This is a genomic window from Streptomyces sp. NPDC042002 (assembly GCF_055588305.1).
The window spans coordinates 177,337-197,654 of record NZ_JBVJCT010000012.1 but is presented as its reverse complement, the minus strand read 5'-3'; the positions used below and the strand labels follow the sequence as shown (position 1 = coordinate 197,654).

Annotated in this window: 16 protein-coding genes and 1 pseudogene; 8 read left to right on the top strand and 9 right to left on the bottom strand. The window is 71.2% G+C overall.

The features are described 5' to 3' along the window. Window positions 1–589: 589 nt before the first annotated feature. From ACZ6KY_RS20180 to ACZ6KY_RS20165, 4 genes and pseudogenes are all read right to left on the bottom strand, one after another. Entirely contained in the window at window positions 590–2,344 is a 1,755-nt protein-coding gene (locus ACZ6KY_RS20180; protein ID WP_469311634.1) for a hypothetical protein, read from the bottom strand. A gap of 628 nt (window positions 2,345–2,972) precedes the next feature. Then, window positions 2,973–3,182 (bottom strand): annotated as a pseudogene (locus tag ACZ6KY_RS20175) (site-specific integrase); the annotation flags it as partial. A 91-nt stretch (window positions 3,183–3,273) separates the two neighbouring features. Further along, window positions 3,274–4,044 (bottom strand): calcium-binding protein, encoded by a 771-nt coding sequence (locus ACZ6KY_RS20170; RefSeq protein WP_469311633.1) that lies wholly within the window; start codon window positions 4,042–4,044, stop codon window positions 3,274–3,276. 479 nt (window positions 4,045–4,523) lie between these two features. Continuing rightward, a complete protein-coding gene (locus ACZ6KY_RS20165; protein ID WP_469311632.1) occupies window positions 4,524–5,102 on the bottom strand; it encodes a PepSY domain-containing protein in 579 nt (192 codons plus the stop codon). Window positions 5,103–5,238: 136 nt separating this feature from the next. On the opposite strand from ACZ6KY_RS20165, the gene ACZ6KY_RS20160 reads away from it, so the two are divergent. Both ACZ6KY_RS20160 and ACZ6KY_RS20155 read left to right on the top strand, forming a co-directional pair. Beyond that, window positions 5,239–5,916: a response regulator transcription factor gene (locus ACZ6KY_RS20160; protein ID WP_469311631.1), complete on the top strand. Its 678-nt coding sequence runs from the start codon at window positions 5,239–5,241 to the stop codon at window positions 5,914–5,916. A 97-nt stretch (window positions 5,917–6,013) separates the two neighbouring features. Beyond that, window positions 6,014–7,363, top strand: a complete 1,350-nt coding sequence (locus ACZ6KY_RS20155) for a sensor histidine kinase (RefSeq protein ID WP_469311630.1) — start codon at window positions 6,014–6,016, stop codon at window positions 7,361–7,363. A gap of 119 nt (window positions 7,364–7,482) precedes the next feature. Here ACZ6KY_RS20155 and ACZ6KY_RS20150 read toward each other — a convergent pair whose 3' ends face one another. Together ACZ6KY_RS20150 and ACZ6KY_RS20145 are read right to left on the bottom strand one after the other, a co-directional pair. Continuing rightward, on the bottom strand, window positions 7,483–7,743 hold the full coding sequence (locus ACZ6KY_RS20150) for a hypothetical protein (protein WP_469311629.1): 261 nt from the start codon (window positions 7,741–7,743) through the stop codon (window positions 7,483–7,485). 235 nt (window positions 7,744–7,978) lie between these two features. Next, the gene (locus tag ACZ6KY_RS20145) at window positions 7,979–8,278 is read right to left on the bottom strand and encodes a hypothetical protein (protein ID WP_469311628.1); all 300 of its coding nucleotides are present in this window, start codon (window positions 8,276–8,278) and stop codon (window positions 7,979–7,981) included. A 286-nt stretch (window positions 8,279–8,564) separates the two neighbouring features. On the opposite strand from ACZ6KY_RS20145, the gene ACZ6KY_RS20140 reads away from it, so the two are divergent. Next, window positions 8,565–8,750, top strand: coding sequence for a hypothetical protein (locus ACZ6KY_RS20140; RefSeq protein WP_469311627.1), 186 nt, complete (start codon window positions 8,565–8,567; stop codon window positions 8,748–8,750). 133 nt (window positions 8,751–8,883) lie between these two features. Here ACZ6KY_RS20140 and ACZ6KY_RS20135 read toward each other — a convergent pair whose 3' ends face one another. Continuing rightward, window positions 8,884–10,116, bottom strand: coding sequence for an MFS transporter (locus ACZ6KY_RS20135; protein WP_469311626.1), 1,233 nt, complete (start codon window positions 10,114–10,116; stop codon window positions 8,884–8,886). Window positions 10,117–10,205: 89 nt separating this feature from the next. Here ACZ6KY_RS20135 and ACZ6KY_RS20130 point away from each other — a divergent pair, with 89 nt between their 5' ends. The 4 genes from ACZ6KY_RS20130 to ACZ6KY_RS20115 all read left to right on the top strand — a co-directional run bounded on the left by ACZ6KY_RS20130 (window position 10,206) and on the right by ACZ6KY_RS20115 (window position 13,799). After that, complete coding sequence (locus ACZ6KY_RS20130) at window positions 10,206–11,213, top strand: ArsR/SmtB family transcription factor (protein ID WP_469311683.1); 1,008 nt, start codon at window positions 10,206–10,208, stop codon at window positions 11,211–11,213. Between the two features lie 9 nt (window positions 11,214–11,222). Further along, on the top strand, window positions 11,223–11,720 hold the full coding sequence (locus tag ACZ6KY_RS20125; RefSeq protein WP_469311625.1) for a glutathione peroxidase: 498 nt from the start codon (window positions 11,223–11,225) through the stop codon (window positions 11,718–11,720). Between the two features lie 98 nt (window positions 11,721–11,818). Then, on the top strand, window positions 11,819–12,685 hold the full coding sequence (locus tag ACZ6KY_RS20120) for a MerR family transcriptional regulator (protein WP_469311624.1): 867 nt from the start codon (window positions 11,819–11,821) through the stop codon (window positions 12,683–12,685). A gap of 178 nt (window positions 12,686–12,863) precedes the next feature. After that, complete coding sequence (locus ACZ6KY_RS20115) at window positions 12,864–13,799, top strand: alpha/beta fold hydrolase (protein ID WP_469311623.1); 936 nt, start codon at window positions 12,864–12,866, stop codon at window positions 13,797–13,799. Window positions 13,800–13,827: 28 nt separating this feature from the next. Here ACZ6KY_RS20115 and ACZ6KY_RS20110 read toward each other — a convergent pair whose 3' ends face one another. Both ACZ6KY_RS20110 and ACZ6KY_RS20105 read right to left on the bottom strand, forming a co-directional pair. Then, window positions 13,828–15,762 carry an MFS transporter gene (locus tag ACZ6KY_RS20110; RefSeq protein ID WP_469311622.1) on the bottom strand — a complete coding sequence of 645 codons (1,935 nt, stop codon included), beginning with the start codon at window positions 15,760–15,762 and terminating at the stop codon, window positions 13,828–13,830. Between the two features lie 204 nt (window positions 15,763–15,966). Then, entirely contained in the window at window positions 15,967–18,948 is a 2,982-nt protein-coding gene (locus ACZ6KY_RS20105; RefSeq protein ID WP_469311621.1) for a D-alanyl-D-alanine carboxypeptidase, read from the bottom strand. Between the two features lie 392 nt (window positions 18,949–19,340). On the opposite strand from ACZ6KY_RS20105, the gene ACZ6KY_RS20100 reads away from it, so the two are divergent. Next, on the top strand, window positions 19,341–20,096 hold the full coding sequence (locus tag ACZ6KY_RS20100; RefSeq protein ID WP_266759779.1) for a GOLPH3/VPS74 family protein: 756 nt from the start codon (window positions 19,341–19,343) through the stop codon (window positions 20,094–20,096). The last annotated feature ends 222 nt before the right edge of the window (window positions 20,097–20,318 follow it).

The following is a 20,318-nucleotide window of genomic DNA, read 5'->3' as shown; positions in this document are numbered from 1 at the left end:
CCAGTCTCGTCAGAGCGATGAGTCCGAGGCTCTGACATCCACGCCTGACATCAACGACGCCGGACGGGGCCATACGCCAACGACTCTGTCCGACCGCCGGACCTGCCGACGACTGCACCGGGAGCAGGCGTAGATCGAACTCCTAAAACGGGTGTCGCAGGTTCGAATCCTGCCGGGGGCACATGGTGAAGGGCCGGCTCAGGATGGGTTCCCATCCCGGGCTGGCCCTTTGCTCTGTGTCCACGCGTGCTACCAATGCCGCGTGGATCATGTGCTGATAGATCAGCGTGCCCGCGAGCTGCTGTGTCCCGGGCGTGTCATCGGCTCCCGACCTGTTGCCTGCGTCTCGGAGGGTCGTGGAGGTTCAGCTCGCCTGTGACGCCCACGGGCTTCCGGGCCGGCTTGACCCAGTCGTCCCGCGAGTTGCTCGTCAAGCCGCCCGGCTGCCACCCGGGCAAGCACGTGACCGGTTACGGTCAGACGCAGCGAACCGCTTCAGGTGGCACGTGTGTTGCGCGCGAGGCGCGGTCGGTCAACTTCCGGTCCCAGGCGCCGAGAACCCCTCAGCGGGGACCCGGCGCCTTGTGCGTCACTGCCTGACGGTGAAGTACTGCCATGCGCCCCAAGTGCTGAGGTTGCCTGTGTCCTTGCCGCTGTGGACGTAATCGGCCCGCATACGGAACTTGCTGTTGACCGCCTTGGTCAGGCTCAGCGTCGCATAGCCGGTGCTCGTGGTGCTGAGTGTGTGGCAGGAGGAGGTGCTCTGCGTGTGCCAGGCGCCGCCGTAGTACCGCTGGGTCTGGAATCGCACGCACTGGCCGGCCTTGTCGGGCGTGACCGTGGCGTTCAGCTTGGCCTTGGCGGTGTGGTGGTAGACCCGGTACAGGAGGCTGCCGTAGTGGGTGCTCCCGTAGTAGCCGCTCAGCGACTCGGACACCTTGGCGTAGGCCGACGCGGTACTGGAAGCCGTGGCAGGGGCGTAGCGGTAGTCACCGGCGAAAGCTGCGGTGAAGGTGGTCTTGCGGGTGAGCTTGTACGTCGCGGCCAGGTTGCCGTGGCTGTCCACCGTGCCGGTCGTGACCAGCGCCTTCTTGCCGCCGTAAGGCTGGGCGTAGACCGCGAGAGTGCGGCCGTTGTAGGTCGTACCGAGGTGGGCGGTGACCTTTGCGGTCGCGCCGTACGCGTACGACGGAGCGTTGGTGGTGATGGACACCGCGGTGGCGCTGCGGGAGACCTGGACGGTCGCGGACGCGTTGACGGCCTGGTGGGCGGAGTCACCCGGGTAGGTCACGGTGTATGTGTTGGCTCCCCCGGCCTGCGGGACATCGGCGATGCGGAAGGTGCCGTCGGCGGACAACGGCACATCGGGCAGTGTCACGCCCGCGGGATGGGCCAGGTCGTTCTTGACGACGTGGACGGCCTCACCAGATGGGTACGGAGCCGCCGACAGCTGGCCGGAGATGGCCAGTTGGGCCGCCCGGCCGGATGTCGCCGGGGCGGTGAGGGCGAGGGTGGGCACACTCGGGGGTGGGAGTTGCCACGGAACCGAGACCTCGTACCCGGTCGGCCGCGACCGGTTCCCGGCCGCGTCGACGCCGACGACGCTCAGGGTGTGGACACCCCAGGGCAGGGCGGTCGTCAGACTCCCCTTCCCCTCCGCGTCGGCGGGAGCATGAGCGGCGCCGATGCCGGGCTCCTGGTCGAGGGCGTACTCGAAGTGGTCCAGGCCGCTGGCCTGGCAGTCCGAAGCTCCCGCCTCGGCGCACCCGCTGGGCAGGGAGTCGCTGGAGCCGAAGCTGAACGTGGTGAGCTGCCCGGCGGCCTTCGTGGGCGTTCCCGGGCTGCCCACCGGAGGGAAGTCCGGGTTGGTGACGACCGGGGCGAGGGGCGTGCTTCCGTCCACCCTGAAGTAGCAGGGCGTCGACGGATTCGAGTACGCCGTCCCGTTGTAAGTCGACGCCTGCCAGCCGTAGGTGTGCCCGTCCGACAAGGGCAGCGGGACGTACACGCTTTGGGAGAGCACCGGCAGCCCGGAGACGGACCCGTCCGCCGCCTGTGAACCGTCCACGTCCCACGCGTGGACGACTCCCTGATACGTCACCCCGTTCACCGTCGGCCGCGGTACGCCGATGGAGACGGTCATGCCCGCGGGAGGCGGACTGGAGACGGTGGCCCAGGCCGGGCTGCTGTCGCTGCCGCAGTTCGGACCGGCGGGCACTGTGGGCGTCGGCAGTGCCGGGTCGATCGGGGTCTCGTCGGCGTCTGCTGCCGCCGGTAGCGCTACCACCACCGCGCCGGCCAGCAGAAGCGCGAGCCAGCCGCGTTGGTGCACGATTCGATTCACAGGTGTCTTCATTTCGGGCCGGGCCGGTCGGTGTCGAGTGCCTACACTCGCGGCGGGGTCAACGCGCGTGGATCCGGTCGTACGCAGGGCGGTTGCCCGTCTTTCCAGCGCACCCGGCAGTCCGTCCCCCGCTGCTGCGGCACAGAAGCGCAGAGCACGCGGAGCGTAACACCGCCTCGGACGGCCTCAGCGGTCCTTGATCAACCATTTACTGGATGGCGTACTCGGCTGTCCCACACGTCTTCCGCGGCCCCCTGCCGATCCCCTGGCCGGCCAGGCGGTCCCCCTGGCGCTCCGCCATGCGGCAGCCCACGGCGTTCCGCTACGGCGGGTCCGTGTCCGTCGTAGCGGTGGACGGCACGGCAGGGGCTCGGGAAGACCGCGCTCGTCGTGTGCGCCGCTCATGAAATCCGCCACCACTACCCGGACGACAGCCTGTTCACGGAGGGGTTTTTCGCCGGGCCGGACGCACCGAGTCTCACGTTTCCGCAGGTCACGGCACCACCCAGGGAAATCTCGTAAAGCGGGTGTCGCGGGTTCGAATCCTGCCGGGGGCACCAGGCAAAAGGCCCCGGACCGATCATGGTCCGGGGCCTTTGACATCCAGTTTTGACATCAACGAGGACGGTCACTGACGACCGGGGCGCTTCCTGAGCAGCCGGTCCATGTGGCTCATGGCCTCGCGCTGGGTGTCCTGCACGACGTGCGTGTAGACGTCCATCGTGATGCTGATCCGAGAGTGACCGAGGATCTCCATCACGACGCGGGGCGCGACTCCGGCCGCCGTGAGCAGGGTGGGCGTGCCGAGCCGGGCGACGTGGAGCCGAGCGACGTGGATGCTGTCGCCATCGAGAAGGATCGCGGCCGTGTCGTTCTTCTTGTTTTTCGAACGGGCGCGCCTTCGCTTCGAGGGCCGAACCCTTTGAGGCCTACTTCAACGCGACACCGTCGCCCGCCGCCGTCGCCGAGCTGGTCGTCCCCGTTCCCGCGAAGTGCCAGCGCCAGGTGCCGGATGCGTTCGCCGTGGTCGTCGTCTTCAGCTTGCCCGCGCTGTCGGTCGTCACCGTCTTGACGGTGGTGTACGTCGAGGTACCGGACTTCTTGAACTGGAGGGCGACCTTCTGGGCGGCGAAGCCGACGTAGGAGTTGGTGTTCCAGTCGGCTCGCGTCAGGGCTCCGGTCACCGTGAGCTTTCCGCCCTTGGCGACCGGTTCGGGTGTCGCCTGGGTCGTCGCCAGCTTGGCAAAGCGCTTGATCTTCATCGTGACGCTGCTGTCGAGCGTGTAGAAGTCGCCGTCGTTGGCGGCGGCCTCCAGGTCGAGGTGCCAGGTGCCGGCCGAGCTGTTGCGGAGGTCGAAGTAGTCGTCGGCGCTGTCGGGGTCCAGGTCGTACGACCAGGTGCACTTCATGGTCGTCGACGTGGGGCGCGTGCACTTCGACGACTTCCCGAACTGGATGCGGCTGTCGGGGCTCACCAGTTTGAGACCGACCACGGTCTTGATACCGGAGTTGTCCTTCACCGTGGCCGAGGCGGTCAGCTTCTGGATCTCACTGATGCCGACGTTGACGGTGGTCTTGCTGAAGGTCACCGACGTGAAGGCGATGTCGCCCTTGTGGGTGTCCGCCTGCGCGGTGGGCGCGAGGAGGGAGAGCAGCGCCAGGCTGCCGACGGTGGCAGCCGCGGCCTTACGGATGTGCATGGTTCTCCAGGAACGACAGGAACGGTGGGCCGGAGCTCCGCTCGTGGAGTCCGGGCGTGCGCAAGACCCTCCACCTGGAGGAATGGTTGTACGTACACCTCAGGCCGGCCCGAGACGGCCATGGCCCCAACGTTCGCCCGGCAGGTCGGCCTCTCACCTGGTCGCAGGGCCGGCAGCTTCCAAGCCGAGGCTCCAGACATCAACGCCTGACATCAACGGCGACGCACGACCACGGTCCCCAGCGGTCCGCTCCGGCACCGCACCCTCTTCCGCAGCATGGGATAGCGCCCCATCGATCGAACCCCTGAAGCGGGTGCCGCCGGTTCGAATCCTGTCGGGCGCAGGCAGAAGGGCCGGATCGGGAGGGGTTCCTCTCGGGCCGGTCCTTCTGCCGTTCCGGCTCCTTGCCGCTCGCGCGTCACCGCGTCCGGGGGGAGTCGTCGCCGGGCTCGCCGGAGGTGTCAGAGGAGTCGCGCTGTTCAGCGTCCGGCGGTCTCGGCGGCGGACGCGACCGTGTTGCCGGTCACCGTGCCGGTCGCACCGTCGAGGGTCACCAGGTGCCGGACGCCGTCGGCGCCCAGTACCTCGACCTCCCAGCCGCTTCCGCCGCCCTGCTGCACCACCACGCGCAGCGCGTCCGGCTTGCCGCCGGGGACCGCCTTGCCGGCCGCTTCGATCGCCTTGGCGGCCGACACGGTCGGCACCGGCGCGGGCGCGAGACCGCTTTGACCGTTCTGGCCGGTCTCGGGGGTCCGGCGCGTCCTGGAATCCTCGTTCTTGAAGCCGCCCTCGCCTCGGTCCTCGCCGCGCATGCGGCGTTCGCCGCCCTCGCCGCCCTTCCAGCCGGGCACTGCCTCTATGCGCATGCGGTCGCCCCTTTCGCCGCGGTCATGGTGGGCGACCGCGGCGGCGCCGACCACGGCTCCGCCCAGCAGGACGACCCCGACGCCGACTGCCAGCCAGCGGCTCCGCCCCAGTCGCGGCAGGCGCGGGAGGCGCTTCCGGGACGGCTCGGTCGGCGTGGACTCGGACTGCTCCGGTGGGACGGGCTGGGACATGCTCGGGCTCCTGATCGCGTCAACCGGCCCGGTGCCGGCTTCTGCGGTCAGCTTGGAACACCGTTGCTGAAGCCAGGCTGAAGGCACCTGAAGGCGTCTTCAGGCACCGCTCCGGCGGCATGCGAGGCTGTACTCCGTGCGCGTACTGGTGGTCGAGGACGAGAGGCGGTTGGCCGCCGCCCTGCAGCGAGGCCTCACGGCCGAGGGATTCACCGTCGATGTCGCCCACGACGGGAACCACGGGCTGTGGCTCGCCCTGGAGCAGAGCTACGACGTGATCGTGCTCGACATCATGCTGCCCGGCCTCAACGGCTACCGGGTCTGCGCCAAGCTGCGCGCGGCCGGGAGCGAGACGCCGATCCTGATGCTCACCGCCAAGGACGGCGAGTACGACGAGGCCGAGGCGCTGGACACCGGTGCCGACGACTTCCTGTCCAAGCCGTTCTCCTACGTCGTACTGGTCGCCCGGCTCCGCGCGCTCCACCGCCGCACCGGCCGCCGGCTCCCTCCGACCCTGGAACTCGGCGACCTGGTGATCGACCCGGCCCGCCGCACGTGCAGCCGCGAGGGCAGCGAAGTACGGCTCACCACAAGGGAGTTCGCCATTCTGGAGTACCTCGCCCGGCGCGCGGGCGAGGTGGTGACCAAGCGCGAGATCCTCCAGCACGTCTGGGACTCCGCCTTCGAGGCGGACCTCAATCTCGTCGAGGTCCACGTCAGCGCCGTACGCCGCAAGATCGACGCCTCGTTCGGCCGATCCGCCCTGGAGACCGTCCGAGGCGCCGGATACCGGCTGGCGGCCAACGGTGGCTAGGTGGTCCTTCCCGCGTCGCGACAGGATCCTCCTGGCCTCGACCCGGCGCCCGCGCCCCGCCGCGGTGCGGCTTGCGCGACGCCTGTGGCCGGGATCGGTGCGGGCCCGGGCGACGCTCGGGGCGACCGCGGTCGTCGCTCTCGCGCTGACCGCGGCCTCCTTCGCGCTCCTGGGCATCGTGCACGCCAACCTCCAGCGCAGCGCCAAGGACGCAGCCGCCCAGCAGGCGGACACCGTGGGGCGACTGGCCGCGCAGGGCAGCCTCCCGGACCCGCTGCCCCTCGCCCACGGCGCCGACTTCATCCAGGTCGTGGGCGCCGACGGCCGCGTGGTGGCCGCCAGCCAGAACCTCACCGGCCGCCCGCCCGTCGGCCATCTCCGCCCGGACGAGGGCATGTCGCGCGCCACCTGGTCCGGCGAGCCGTTCCACGACGAACACCGCCAGCGGATCGTCGCCGTCACCGCCATCACCCCCAGCGGCACGGTCACCGTGTACGCGGGCACCTCGCTGCGGGACGCGGACCAGGCGGACGAGATCACCTCCGTCGCGCTGGGTATCGGCGCCCCGCTGCTGCTGGCCACGGTCGCCCTGGTCACCTGGTGGGTGACCGGCCGGGCGCTGCGTCCGGTGGAGGCCATCCGGGCCGAGGTCGCCGAGATCACCGGGCACGCGCTGCACCGCCGGGTGCCGGTCCCGGACTCCCAGGACGAGGTCGCCCGCCTCGCCCGCACCATGAACGTCACCCTCGACCGCCTGGAGGACGCGGTCGTCCGCCAGCGCCGGTTCATCGCCGACGCCTCGCACGAACTGCGCAGCCCCATCACCGTCCTGCGCACCCAGCTGGAGGTCGCCCTCGCCCACCCGGACCCGGCGCTGTGGCCGGATCTGGTCAGCGAGGTCCTGGAGGACACCGTACGGCTCCAGGACCTGGCGGCCGACCTGCTGTTCCTGGCCCGGCTGGACGCGGCCGAGCCCGTCGAGAGCGGTCCGCTGGACCTGGCCGACCTCTGCCGTACGGCCCTCGCCGCACGCCACGGCGACCGGATCCGGATCGACGCAGGGCTGCGACCCGGCGTCACCGTCGAGGGCAACAGCAGCCGGCTCACCCGACTCCTCACCAACCTGCTCGACAACGCGCAACGCCATGCCGACCGGCGCGTCGAGCTGACCGTGCGCGCCGATCAGGCCACGCACACGGCCGTGCTGGAGGTGAGCGACGACGGGCCCGGCATTCCGGAGGCCGACCGCGACCGGATCTTCGAGCGGTTCACGCGCCTGGACGATGCCCGCAGCCGCGACCTCGGCGGAGCCGGCCTCGGCCTGGCCATCGCCCGTGACATCGCGGGCCACCACCAGGGCACCCTCACCGCCGAGCCCCACCCGTACGGCGCCCGCGTCGTCGCCCGTCTCCCGCTCTCGCCGCAGGCGGTTCCCGAAGTGCCGTAGCACCGAGCACTGTCTCCAGGTCTCCTGGTCCAGGACGGGGCTTCACGGCCGATCGGGCCTGGCCGGAGGAGCGCCCGCCAGGGGGGCGCCGGTGAACCGCGTGCCGAGCGCCCGCCCGGTCAGTCCTCGGACTTCTGCTCGTGCCGGTAGATACCGCGGGCCAGTTCTTGCAGAATCGCGTGCTCCGTCTGGCCGGTGTCCTTCGCCATCTTCCGCAACAGCAGCGCGCACAACGCCGCCGAGCCGTCCATCAGTGTCTCGTCCGCCTTGGGGTCCTCCCGTCGCCGCTCGACGACGTAGGCCGACATCATGTCGTTTCCGGAGACGTAGGCGGTCATGAACTCGATGCCTGTGCGGATGCGGTCGTAGTCGTTGCTCATGGTCGAACCGTGGCACATAGATCCAGAGTTGCGCCAAAACGAGGCGCGGGACGTTCGGCACATGGTCGACCGCAGGTTTCAGTCCTCCGGCCGACCGGAATCCGCGTCCTGACGGAATGTGTCCGACGCTCTGGCATCGCGCTCATTCCGGCCGGCGCGGGATCGGAGGAGCCGGTCCCGCTGTGACCGCTCCGGCGCCCTCGATCGACTCACCGCGAAGCGCTCGCTCCGCTCCCTACGCGGCGCCGCTGATGTCGGGGGCGATGAAGCGCCGGTGCAGCGGACTGAAGCTGGTGTCGGGCGCGCCGGTCATGCCGGCCTTCTGGATCGCGGGGGCGAGCCGTTCGGCGAAGAAGGCCTCGAACGCCTCCTCGGATTCCCAGACGTCGGTGACGTGCAGTCCCTGGGCGTCGAACCAGGCCACGTGCATCTGACCACCCGCCGCCGGGACCTTTTCCCAGTCGACCGCGTCCCGCACCGTGTCGTACTGCTCCGGCGTGACTCCCGCCCAGTGCATCGACATCACCATAGCCATGTCCAGCTCCCTACTGCTCGTAGTGGCCTACGCAGTTCTCGGACCAGCAAACATCCACTCGCTGCCGCGCACATCTCCACGACGGCCAAAGGCGTTCCCCTGCCGGTGCCGAGCATCGAGATCGTTCCACCCGCCGAGTCGTGCCGGCCAGAGCGTGCGGAGGCATACCGGCGCCCGCGGTGGTCCTCGTACGCTCACTCAATTCCTCGGCCACCGGACCGACGGCCGGGGCACTGTCGGTGACGTCTTCTCCAGTCATCGGCAGGGACCAGGGAGTCGGGGTGTGATGGAAGACGGGCGGCGGCGTGCTGACGCGGCGGATCTTGTGGTGGCCGGCTGCGGATGGCTGCTCGTCGTGGCCGTCATCGCCTCGCCGGGGCTCCTGCTGAACGACGGGCCGCTCACGGCGTACATGGCTGTCGTGGGTGGCGTGGCGGGGCTTCCACGGGTGCGTAAGAGGCTGTATCGCTGACGGCTCCCGTCACCCCTCGGCCCCGCCGAGACCCGGCTCCCGGACAGGCGGCCCTCGGCGGCCGGGTCGTAGAGAGCGTCACGGCCTTATCCGGTACGGGAGTTGTGGCCGCCCTCCTGCAACCTTTGCTGTTTCAGGGGGAGTTCACCTCAGACTGCCGTTCCCTCGGGGCGGAGAGGTTTGGGTGTTCGTGAGCCGGGGGCGCCGTACGGCGGCGGAGCAGTGCCGGGGCCAGGGACAGTGTCACGGTGATCGAGGCCGCGGCCATCACCGTCATCGCCGTTCCGGGCGAGGCGAGTTGGGCGATCCCGCCCGCCAGTGCCGCGCTCGCGCCCTGCATCGTGAGCATGCCCGCCGTATGGAGCCCGAGCGCGTGGCCACTGAGCTCGTCGGGGATCAGGGCCACCAGACGTTCCTGCTGGATCAGGCTCGAACCGAAGCCGATCGAGGCGACGGCGACGAGGACGGCCGCCACGGTCACGCTCGGACGGAGGGCGAAGAACAGGTAAGGCGTCGCGAGGAGCAGCAGGAACGGGATGCCCAGGCGGGCGCGCACCCGGGGCGGCAGCAGGCGGCCGGTCGTCACGTCCCCGGCGAACATGCCGAGTGCCGCGAAGGCGAACAGCGCGCCGGCCCGGCTCGGCGCGTACGACACGTACAGCGACTCGCAGCCGACGACCAGGCCGTTCGGCACCCAGAGCAGGAGATAGAGGGTGCGGCGTTCCGGTGAGGAGAAGAGGCGGGCGTTCGTGCTCCAGGTCCGGGCGATGGACGGGCGGCCCGGGGCGCGCGGGGCGCGGGGTGTCAGGCCGAGCCGGGCGGTCAGGGCCGCCGCCAGGTACAGCCCGGCCGCCAGGAGGAGCGTGACGCGCGGGGACACCAGGGCCACGAGGACGCCACCGGTCGCGTATCCGGTGATCTGGGCGATCCCGCTCATCATGTTGAACACCGAACGCCCCAGCAGATAGCCCTCCTTGGCGAGGATCTCGTTCAGCAGGCCCCACAGGACCCCGCCGCCGAAGGACTGGACCAGGCCGAGGAGCAGGAGAAGGGCGAAGATCGTCCAGACCGGGAGACCGGGGACCGCCATGGCCGCCGTGCCGAGCCCGAAGGCCAGCGCGATGCCCGCCACCGTCGCGCGCGGCGGCAGCCGGTCGGCGGCCGAGAGCAGGGTGGTCGCGCCGACCATCTGGGCGAGCGACGGGCCGAACATGCTCAGCGCGGTGAGCAGCGGCGAGCCGGTCGCCCGGTACACCAGGGTGCCGAGGGCCAGACCGCTCACCGTCGAGGCGGCGGTCCTGAAGCAGGAGGACAGGAACAGCGGGGTGAACTCCCGCGTGCGGAAGAGCTCGGAGTAGCTGCGCATGCGCGGAGTCTGGAGGGACGTACGGGCGGTCGATATTGTTTCGCGCAGGAGCGAAACGTCCGGTGAGCCTGACGGAAAGGGGTGCGGGGATGGGCTGGTGGCAGGTGAACGCCGACACGCTCGCCGGGAGCCGTTTCGTGCTGTCGCCGCTCGCCGAGACGTTCGCCTGTCTGAAGATGCTGCACGCGGGGACCGCCACACACCCCGGTGAGCGCGCCTGGCTGGGCGTCCATCTGCCCGCGTACCGGAAACGGCTGGCCGCCGACCCCGTCACCGCGCTGCTCGTGCGCTGCGGGCTCGGACGGGCGTGGATCGCCGACTTCCTGACCCCGACCCCGTACGGCGACGAGACCTTCGAGGCCGAGGTCGCCCGGGTGCGGGAGGCCTCACCCCGGGACGCCCGGGCCCATCTCGCCCGCTCGGTGGGCGGCCCGCTGCCCACCGGTCTCACGGGCCGCGACGATCTGCCCGAGCGGGCCGCCGCGCTGCTCACCGCCGTCTGGGAGGAGTCCGTACGTCCTGACTGGGAACGGCGGCGGCGCGTCCTGGAGGCCGATGTGGTGGCGCGGACCGCTCAGCTGGGCCAGGGCGGCTGGGCGGCGGCGCTGGACGGGCTGCGGCCGGGGACCCGCTGGCTCGGGGACAACCGGCTCCAGGTCAACCTCCACGAGTACCCGCCGCGCGAGATCTCCGGCGCCCAGCTCGTCTTCGTGCCCGTCACGCCGAAGGCCGGCTGGGTCTGCTGGGAGGAGTCCCGCCGCTACGCCGTGGTCTACCCGTGCGCGGGAGCGCTGGCCGACGTGCGGGCCGCGGTCGTGCCGGAGAGTCTCGGGGCACTCCTCGGGACCGCCCGCGCCAGTGTCCTCGTCCTCCTCGACTCGCCCCTGTCCACCAGTCAGCTCGTCGCCGTGACCGGGCAGGGGCTGGGGTCGGTCGGACGGCATCTGCGGGTGCTGCTGGACGCGCGGCTCGTGGAGCGGCGGCGGGCGGGACGGTCGGTGCTGTACTCGCGGACGGCCGCCGGTGAGGTGCTTGTCACAGCGCAGCGGGACGGACGGAACGGCGGGACCGGCGGACCCGTCACCTACCGGAGTTAGCATCCGTTTATGACTACTGACAACTCTGTGCTCGACGTCGAGATCGGGGCCCTCCAGGGGGGCTCCGCCGATCTGTCCCAGTACGCGGGCAAGGCCGTCCTCATCGTGAACGTGGCCTCCAAGTGCGGCCTGACCCCGCAGTACGCCGGTCTTGAGCAGCTGCACGCGCGCTACGCCGACCAGGGCTTCACCGTCCTCGGCGTGCCCTGCAACCAGTTCCTCGGCCAGGAGCCCGGCAGCTCCGAGGAGATCGCCGAGTTCTGCTCCGCGACCTACGGCGTGACCTTCCCGATGACCGAGAAGGTCGAGGTGAACGGCGACGCGCGGCACGGGCTGTACGAGCGTCTGGTGGGCACCGCCGATGCCGAGGGGCACTCCGGCGACATCCGCTGGAACTTCGAGAAGTTCCTGATCGGCCGGGACGGCACGGTCGTCGGCCGTTTCTCCCCGCAGACCGAGCCCGAGTCGGCCGAGGTCGTCTCCGCCGTCGAGAAGGCGATCGGCTGAGCCCTGCCGTCGGCCTTGCCCCAGGGGTTGAACCCCTGCGGTTGACCTTGCCCCTGGGGTAAGGGGGAGCGTCCCTGTCACCGGGCGGAAGGCGCCCGGTGACGGAGGATGACAGGGTGGACAAGGACCTGCTCACCATCGGCGCGTTCGCCTCGCGGGCGCGGCTGTCGGCGAAGGCCCTGCGGCTGTACGACCGGCTGGGGCTGCTGACCCCGGCGTACGTCGACGAGGCCAGCGGTTACCGCTACTACCGCGCCGAGCAGACCGAACGGGCCCGGCTCGTCGCGCTGCTGCGCCAGCTGGACATGCCGCTGGCGCGGATCGCGGACGTGGTGGAGGCGCGCGGTGCCGGCGCGGCCGCGCTGCTGGCCGCGTACTGGGACGGTGCCGAGGTGCGGTTCGCCTCGCAGCGGGCGCTCGCCGACTACCTCCGTGGACGTCTTTCCGGGAGGAGTTCCGAGATGTACGAGAAGTTCGTCGTCGAGACCGCCGAGGTGCCCGAACAGGTCGTGCTGACCGAGAAGCGGCACGTCCTGGCGCCCGAGCTGCCGGTGTGGATCCCCGGCTCGCTGGGGCGGCTGGAGGAGGGCGCCCGGGAGGCCGGCAGCGTCACGGGGCCGCCCTTCGTCGTGTACTACGCCGAGGTCGGCGTGGAGAGCGACGGGCCGGCGGAGGCGTGCGTGCCGGTCGCCGACGAGGCCGCGGCACGGGCCTGGGCCCAGCGGCAGGGCCGGGCCACCGGCGCCGAGGTCCGGGTCGAGCCGGCCCGGCGCCTCGCCTATGTCCGCATCACCAAGGCCCAGGTCGCCCACCCGCAGATCCTCGCCGCCTTCGAGGCCGTCGAGAGCTGGGTCGCCGAGCGGGGACTGTCCGTCGACGGCCCGTGCCGGGAGATCTACTTCGCCGACTGGGACGCGGCGGGGCCCGAGGACGTGGTGTGCGACGTGGCGTTCCCCGTGAAGTGAAGCGAAGCGACATCACGTGAAGTGAAGTGACGGGAGGCGACGGCGTGGCGCGGCTGCCGTGCCGCACCCACCTTGGTGTGCCGCAGCGCCCACCTTCGTGTGACATTGCGGGCGTCACACCCGGTGGCCGTGTACGAGTGGGAGATTCGGTGGTCTCGTCCGCTCTCGGGAGTTCGCTGTGCCTTCTGTCGCTTCCTCGGTCAACGTTCCCGCCCCGGCGTCGGGAGGCGGGGCATCCACGGAAGTGGCGGAGCACCGGCTCTGGTGGGAGGGCTACGCGTACACCGCCCGCATCGCCCGGCACGGCGCCCCCGTCACGGAGCCGCTGCTCGTCCTCGGCGGGTCGGACCAGACGCGGTACTCGTGGATGCGGCACGAGCGGTGGCTCGGGGAGCTCGGGACCGTCGTCACGGTGGATCTGCCCGGGTTCGGGGACGCGGACTTCCTGCCCGCCGAGCACGGGATCGACTTCCTCGCCGAGTGCGCGGGACACATGCTGCGCGAGCTGGCGCTCGGCCCGGTGAACCTCTACGCGGGGTGCTACGGCGGGGCGGTCGGGCTCCGGCTCGCCCAGCGGTGTCCTGAACTGCTGCGCCGGGTCGCCGTGCAGGGGGTGTCGGACCACATTCCCGCCTGGTTCGCCGAGGCGCTCGTGGGATGGGTGCGGCTCCTGGAGGAGGGACGCGTCGAGGAGACGGCCGAGGAGTTCGTACGGTGCTTCGTGCCGCCGCCCGGCGACCGCACCGTACGCAAGCACGCGGCGCTGACCCGGCTGATGTACCAGCAGTTCGCGGCGCAGACCCCGCGCGATGTCGCGGTGACGGTCGAGCGGAACCGGCGGCTGCTGGCCCACGAGTGGTACCGGCGGGCGCCCGTCCCCGCCGTCCCGTATCTCGTGTTCACCGGCGAGCACGACACGCTCGCCACGCCCGACCTGGTCCGCTCCGTGGCGGCGGACCTGCCGGGCGCGTGCTTCACCACGATCGCGGAGTGCGGCCATCTGGCCCATCTCCAGCGGCCCGAGGACTTCTGCGACCTGCTCGTCCGGTTCTTCCGCGACCAGCGCCCGGAGGACGCCGGCCTGTCGTACTGCGGGCCGTTCGAGCGGTTCTAGTGCCCGCTACGGCACCGGCGGGCGGGGCTCAGCGGAGCTCCTCCGGGCAGGGTGTCCCCCGGGGGAGCTGGTACGGCGCCGCGAGCCGGTAGATGCCCGGCTTCGGGGCCAGCAGCTCCGTCCACGTGTCGCCCGCCGCGGTCTCCTGCGTCGCCGTCAGACAGCCGTTGGGGTTGTCGTACGTCTTCGGGGTGCCGTCCGGGCGGCCCTTCGACGCCTTCGTCTCCTGCGGCGGCTTCAGGCTCTTGCCGTCCGCGTCGACGATGCTCAGCCACGGCGAGTACGGGATGCGGATGAGGATGCGGCCCGCCTCCTTCACCTCGATGGTCAGCTCGCCCTGCTCGGCCAGGTCGACGACGGCGTGCGGCTCGGCGAGCGGGGTGGGGTCGGTGACGGTGAAGAGCTGCCAGTTGGCGTCGCCCCAGATCTGCCGGAGATAGGGCATGCCCCGCTGGACGAGCTCGCGTTCGCGCTGGCCGCCGTCACCGTCCGGTTCGCCCTTGGGCAGCACGACGTAGTGGACGGCCCAGCGTTGCAGCCACTCGTGGTAGTTCGCGGAGTTGAGCGTGTCGTCGTAGAAGAGCGGGTTGCGCTCCATGTCGGCCTGACGGTTCCAGCCGCGGGCGAGGTTCACGTAGGGGGCGAGGGCGGACGCCTCGCGGTGCGAGCGGGCGGGGACCACCTCGACGCGGCCCTTCTCGGCGTTCACCTGCTGGAGCTGGTTGACGAGCGGGGCCAGCTCGCGCGCCCAGGACGCCGCCGGGGTGGTGTGCACGATGTCGTCGACCGTCTTGAAGCCGATCCATCCGTTGAACCCGACGAAGGCGACGACGACGGCGTACCACTTGCGCGACTTCGGCACGGTGAAGGGCAGCGCGGCGATCAGCGCGACGCCCGCGAAGAGCATCGCCAGGCGCGTGATGTTCGAGCCGATCTGGGAGCTGATCAGCCAGACGAGGAGCACCGCGAGGCCGTACACCGCCGCCGTGATCCGTACCGTCGTCCACTCCTTGGGGACCAGGAAGTAGACCGAGCCGGCGCACGCGAACGGCAGGATGACCGAGAAGAAGGTCATCGGCTGGGTGCCCGAGAAGGGGAACAGCAAGGCCGACAGGGCGACCACGACCGCCGGCGCGATACCGAGCGCGTAGGCGCCGGGGCGCCGCTTCTGGAGGAACAGGGCCACCGCCAGCAGGCCCACGAAGAGTCCGGCCACCGGCGAGGCGGCCGTCGCGAGCGCGGCGAGCGGCGCCGCGCACAGCGCCTTCGCCCAGCGTTTGTAGCGCCAGCGGTGCGGCCAGCAGAAGACGACGGCGACGGCGCCGAGCGCGAACATCGTGCCGAGGCCGTACGTCACGCGGCCCGAGATGGCGTTGCAGAGCAGTGCGAAGACACCCGCGAGCGCGGCGGCCATCGGGTTCCGGATGGCTCGGCTGCGGACGAGGATCATCGCCAGCAGGCCGGCCGAGAGCGTCCCGGCGATCATCATCGTCGTGCGGACGCCGAGCACCGACATCAGATACGGCGACACCACACTGTACGAGACCGGGTGCATTCCGCCGTACCAGGCGAGGTTGTACGCCGAGTCCGGGTGCCGGCCGACGAACTCCGCCCACGCGTCCTGCGCCGCCAGGTCGCCGCCACTGTTCGCGAATGTGAAGAACCACACAATGTGGAGCACGCCGGCGAGGGCGGTGAAGAGAAGGACGGGATAGCGGCGGAAGAGGTCCAGCACCTTGGCGCCGCCCCACGCCGCGAGCGGTCCGGCCCCACCGGAACCCTCGGCGTCGCCACCGGCTCCGGCTACGTCTCCGCCTCCGGCCGCATCTCCGCTCACGTCTACGTCTACATCTGCGCCTACGTCACGGACCGCCTCGCGGGTGCTGCCGTGCAGCGGTATTCGCGGGCCCGTTCCCGGGTCCGGATCGGCGTCGTCGGCGTGTGTCGGCTCCGCTGTCGCCACTGCAAGGTACTCCCCGTGTCCCGTTTTCCATTCTGGGCCGGGACCCGCGGCTCGCGAGCAGCCCCGATTAGCGCGACGCTAGCACGCACGCCGCCGGACGGCTCCCGTGTGGGGCGCCGCCCGGCGGAGTGCGCGATGCGGGTGCCGCTCCCCGCAGTACGTCACCGATGTGTGCGCGCGTACGTCACCGGTGTGCGTGTCCGCTCAGCCGACGCGGGTCAGCTTCGCGCCGAGGCCGGGCTCGGCGAGGTCGGACCGAAGCGCGACGGGGATCGTCACGGCGTCGCTGGAACCGTCGCCGACCTTCAGCTCGCCGACGACCGTGCCCGCCTTGCCGGTGTGCGGCACCGCCGTCCCGCCTTCGCCGATCCTCAGCTCGGTCTTCAGACCGGGCCAGCCGACCGCCGTCATGTTCTTGGTGGCGACGACCGGGGTCCGGCCGCCGAGCTGGTCGTCCACATAACCGACGACCTGGCCCTTCTTGACCACCGTGGCGGTGATCAGGCTCTTCTGGACCTTGTCGATCAGCTTCTGGCTGTTGGTGAGCGCCAGGTGGAGGCTGTCCCAGACCTTGCCGGTGCCGGCGTTCTGGTTCATCACCGCGCCGTAGATCGTCTGCGTCTTGCCGTCCACGTTCTTGGTCGCGGCCCACACCAGGTTGCCGCCCGCGGGCGTCGACGAACCGGTCTTCAGGCCGATCACGCCGACCTGCTGCACCAGCAGGTCGTTGTTGTTGTAGATCGGGTTGGCCAGCCCGGGGATCTTCGCGCTGGCCATCCCGACGATGCTGCGGAACACGTCGTTCTTCATGACCTTCTTGGCCAGTTTGATCTGGTCGGTGGCCGTGCTGACCGTCGTCTTCTGCAGACCGCTCGGGTCCGTGTACGTCGAGTTCGTCATGCCGAGGTCCTTGGCCGCGGCGTTCATCTTGGCGACGAAGCTCGCGTTGCCGGAGTCCCAGCGGGCCAGCAGCCGCGCCACGTTGTTGCCGGACGGGATCATCAGCATCTGGAGCATCTGGCGCTCGGTGAACTGCTGGCCCTTCGACATCGCCGCCGTCGACTCGTCCGGCAGCTTCGACTCGTCCTCGGCCTGCTGGTCGACGGTGATCTTCTCGCCGTCCTCGTTCCCCTTCAGCGGGTGCTCCTGAAGGATCACGTACGCCGTCATGATCTTGGCGACGCTCGCCGTGGGGGACGGGGTCTGCTTGCCGTCGGTCCCGAGGCTGCCCACGCCGTCCACCTCGATCGCGGACTGGCCCTGGCCGGGCCAGGGCAGGTCGAGGGTGCCACCGCCGAAGGTGTACGTCTGGTCGGCGCTGAGCGTGAGACCCGGCGTCGGCAGCGGACGGAAGGCCTGCGCGACTGCAAAGATCACCGCGAGCAGCAGGACCAGCGGCGTCCAGATCTTGACCCGCCGCACGAGCGTCCGGACCGGGGTCTGCGGCGGCGGCGGCGTGTTGGTCAGCTCGGCCAGCAGGTCCAGCGGGGGCTTCGGCGGAAGCGGCAGCTGGGTGGTGCGCTCGGGGCCGACCTGCTGGATCGCCGCGGTGGCCGCCGCCGGCTTGTCGGTGGTCCCCGGGGCGGAAGCGGGCTTCGGCTGCGCCGGGGCGGCGGACTGGTCGAGCGACTTGAGGGCGACGAATCTGCTGGTGCGCTCCGGATCACCGGCGGGCTTGGCGTCCGGCTCGTCAGCGGGCCGCTCGGCGGGCTTGGCAGCGGGCTTGGCGCCGCGCTCGGCAGCGGGCCGCTCAGTGGGCTTGGCGGTGGGCTTGGCGCCGCGCTCGTCAGCGGGCCGCTCAGTGGGCCGCTCAGTGGGCCGCTCAGTGGGCCGCTCAGTGGGCCGCTCAGTGGGCTTGGCGGAGGCGTCCGCCTGCCCGGCCGCGGGCTTCCCGGTGGCCGGGCGCCCGGTGGCGCCGCCCAGCTTGAGCATGGTGGTGGGCTGGTCCACGGCCGGAGGCCGCGGAGCCTTGAAGACGGCGGTGGGCTGATCGACGGGGGGCTCGGGGGCGGAGTCCGCGTCCGGGGTCCTGTCGGTCCCTGTGTCCGAGGTCTCGTCGGCCTCTGTGTCCGAGGTCTCGTCGCCGGAGCCGGAATCCGAGTCGCTGTCGGGTCGGCCCTGGGGTGCGGCCTTGAGCTTGCCGGTGGCGGACTCGGGCACGGACTCGGTCGTGGGCACGGCCGCTCGGGCGGAGGGTGCTGCGGGCCGGTCTTCCGGCTCGTCGTCCGGCGCGTCGTCCGGCGCGAGCTCGGGCTCGTCCTCGGGGTCGGCCTGGATCTCGTCTTCGGCCGCGGGCCCGTTCTTGGGCTCGTCCGCGGGCGTGGCCTTGGAGGCGGCCCGGGAAGCGGCCTGGGAGGCAGCTCGGGACGCGAGAGCGGCGTCCAGCGCTGACGCCGGGCCGGGCTCGGGCTCGTCCGCGACGGGAGCCTCGCCGGTGACGGCTTGCGGCTCCTCGTCGGCTTCCGGCTCCTGGTCGGCTTCCGGCTCCTGGTCGGTCTCAGGCTCCTCGTCGGTGTCGAGGTCGAGGTCGGCGGCGGCCTCCTCGGCCGCGCCGGGCGCCACGTCGGCCTCGTCGGAGGCGTGGGCCTCGTCGGAGGCGTCGGAGGCGCCCTCGGACGTCGAGGGCTCGCCCGGCTCCTCGCCAGACGCCGCCTCAGCGTCGTCGCCCGCGCCGTCCTCGGCGTCCCCGGTCGACTCTGCGTCGTCCGTGGCCCCGTCGGTGTCGCTGGTGTCCCCGGCCGGCTCTGCGCCGCCCGTGGTCACATCGGTCCCGTCGCCGCCGTCGGCGTCCCCGGTCGACTCTGCGTCGTCCGTGGCCGCGTCGGCCCCGTCGGTGCCCTCGGCGTCGCCCGTAGCGCCGTCACCGCCCTCGGGTCCGTCACCGCCCGCGGATCCGGCGTCGGCGTCGGCGTCGGTCGTGTCCGCCGGAGCGGGCTCGTCCGATCCGGCGACCCACGCGGCCACCGCCGCGCGCAGCCGGGTGTCGCCCTCGGCGGTCCTGCCGCCGGACGCGCCGACCGCGCCCGCGTCGGCGGCGGACTCCGAGGTCCGCTCGGACTCCGCCGTGTGGGATGCCTCCGCCGTGTGGGAGACGTCCGCCGTGCGGGAGGTCTCCGGCAGCGCCTTCGTGGAGAACACCGCCGTCGCCTGATCCACCCGTACCGTGGCGGCCCTCTCACGGGCCATCGCCATACGGGGGTCGGCCGAAGCCGAGCTCTGGGTCGACGCCGGCGCGCCCGCCCGCGCCGGACTCGGAACCGACGCCGGGGTCACCGGCGTCGCTTCTGCCGACGACGCCGACGACTCGTGCTGCTTCGACCTGTCGGGGGACTCGCCCGCCACCGATGCCTCCTCCATGCGGCGCACGCCCTCCGCGCGCCGAAACGAACCGTCAAACCCTTGAACCGCCGCCCGGACACCGCTGTCCGAACCATGTACCAGTGTCCTGTGTGAGGGCTTGACCCTTGCGGTAGACGAGAACGACATACCTGCCGGTTCCCTCATATTCCGGTCACGCGCCCTCGACAGACCAATGTGAGAGGGGTCACCCTGTCATTCATCCACGCGGGGAGGCATGGATGGGCAAGAGCCGCAGAACAATTCCGGAGGAGCTTCTGCTGTTGGCGTTGGACCCGGCCACGGGTACCACCGCGCAGCCGCAGTCGCTCGACCTCGGTCTGGCCGGAGCACAGCTAGTGGAGCTGGCGCTGGCCGGACGGATAGCCCCAGACGGGGATCGTATCGCCGTGGTGGTGCCACGGCCGACCGGAGATCCAACACTGGACTGTGCGTTGGAACTGCTTCGCCGACGCGGAGCACCCGTACGCGCGGTCAACTGGATTGGCGGACCCCGCCTGGGGCTTCGCCAGACCTACCTTTCGCATCTGGAGAGGTGCGGCATGGTCCATGCCGTGGCAGGCCAGATGTGCGGGGTGCTTCCGACGACTCGCTATCAAGCGACGGACACGGATATCAGCCGGGAGATCAGAACCCGGCTGGACAACGCGATCCGCACCGGCGTCCCGCCGGACCCGCGGACCGCGGCGCTCGCCGCGCTGGCCCATGCGGTCGGTCTCGGCAAGCACCTGTATCCGGGGAACGAGGGACGTTCGTCCCGCTCCCGGCTGCGGGACCTGATCAGGCACGACCCCATGGGCGGCCTCGTGGCGCACGCCGTGATGGACGTTCAGAACGGTGTGGCCGCACAGCCACGCCGCAGCCCGGCACCGGCAGGCCGTCCGGCCACCGCCGGCGTCAGGTCCGCACCGGAGACCGCGCGCGGTGTTCCGATGCAACCGCGTCATGGTTCGATGGCGCGCGCCGTGGCGCACTGAGCCGCAGCCCCACGGCGGCCCGCACCACCGCACCACCCGCAGTACCCAGCGCACCCGCACCGCCAGCACCGCCGTAAGACATGAGCGCCGCACCGCAGTCCCCATGATCCGGTTCGGGAGCCGCTGGCTCGGGGGGGGGGGGGGGGGGGGGGGGGGGGGGGGGGGGGGAAGGGGCGAGGAGAGGAGCAGATGGACCGCGAGGCAAAAGACGCCCCAACAGCA